This window comes from Arthrobacter sp. H14 (assembly GCF_000520495.1).
Taxonomy (GTDB): Bacteria; Actinomycetota; Actinomycetes; order Actinomycetales; family Micrococcaceae; genus Arthrobacter_C.
Genome location: NZ_KI914634.1, coordinates 2,219 through 3,472 on the forward strand (window position 1 = coordinate 2,219; position 1,254 = coordinate 3,472).

The 1,254-nt window shown below is 68.3% G+C and carries 1 protein-coding gene and 2 pseudogenes; all 3 read right to left on the bottom strand.

Annotated elements, in window-relative coordinates:
- A pseudogene (locus Y707_RS31270) lies at positions 1–395 on the bottom strand (hypothetical protein); the annotation flags it as partial.
- Positions 396–404: 9 nt separating this feature from the next.
- Positions 405–1,022 (bottom strand): hypothetical protein, encoded by a 618-nt coding sequence (locus Y707_RS0104895; protein ID WP_155852734.1) that lies wholly within the window; start codon positions 1,020–1,022, stop codon positions 405–407.
- 9 nt (positions 1,023–1,031) lie between these two features.
- Positions 1,032–1,254 (bottom strand): annotated as a pseudogene (locus Y707_RS31275) (hypothetical protein); the annotation flags it as partial.

Below are 1,254 nucleotides of genomic sequence, written 5' to 3' on the forward strand. Positions count from 1 at the left end.
CCCATGCCGTCGGCGCCGTCCGGGCGGGAACGGACCGCATTGAGGATCCGGTTCCGCGCGTTCTTCGTACCTGCGGCCCCGGCCCGGTTCTTCGCCTCATCCATCGCCAGGCCGGTATAGGGCACGAACACGTCCGTGCCGGAACTTTTGCGGTGGTTCCACCGGCGGCGCTTGACCCACCTCTGCAGCACCGAGCCCCGGTGCGTGCCCATCGTCACCAGATACACCAGCAGGCAACCGGCGACACCGGTGATCAGACCGGGCACGCCGTTGAACATCATGACGAACACACCGATACCGGCCATCACCAGTAAACCCACCGTGCGGGGACCGCCACGGTTTCCGCCGAAGAAGCTCCGGTGCCCGGCCTCACCACCAATAAAGCGACCCATCACTTGAGCCTCCTAATCATCATCGCCGGGTCGGGCATCGGGCATATCGGAGGCATTGGCGTCCATCGCATCCGCCGACATATGCGCGCCGGACTCCGCCGCATCGGCCCCCTTCTTCAACGCCATCACGCCCACCGCCGCGGCGCCGCCAGCCACCGAGGCAGCACCGGCAGAGGCCCCGGCCCCCGAAGCGGAAGGCGCAGCGGCACCCGATCCGGCGGCACCGGCCGGCCAACCCATGCCGTCGGCGCCGTCCGGGCGGGAACGGACCGCATTGAGGATCCGGTTCCGCGCGTTCTTCGTACCTGCGGCCCCGGCCCGGTTCTTCGCCTCATCCATCGCCAGGCCGGTATAGGGCACGAACACGTCCGTGCCGGAACTTTTGCGGTGGTTCCACCGGCGGCGCTTGACCCACCTCTGCAGCACCGAGCCCCGGTGCGTGCCCATCGTCACCAGATACACCAGCAGGCAACCGGCGACACCGGTGATCAGACCGGGCACGCCGTTGAACATCATGACGAACACACCGATACCGGCCATCACCAGTAAACCCACCGTGCGGGGACCGCCACGGTTTCCGCCGAAGAAGCTCCGGTGCCCGGCCTCACCACCAATAAAGCGACCCATCACTTGAGCCTCCTAATCATCATCGCCGGGTCGGGCATCGGGCATATCGGAGGCATTGGCGTCCATCGCATCCGCCGACATATGCGCGCCGGACTCCGCCGCATCGGCCCCCTTCTTCAACGCCATCACGCCCACCGCCGCGGCGCCGCCAGCCACCGAGGCAGCACCGGCAGAGGCCCCGGCCCCCGAAGCGGAAGGCGCAGCGGCACCCGATCCGGCGGCACCGGCCGGTGTG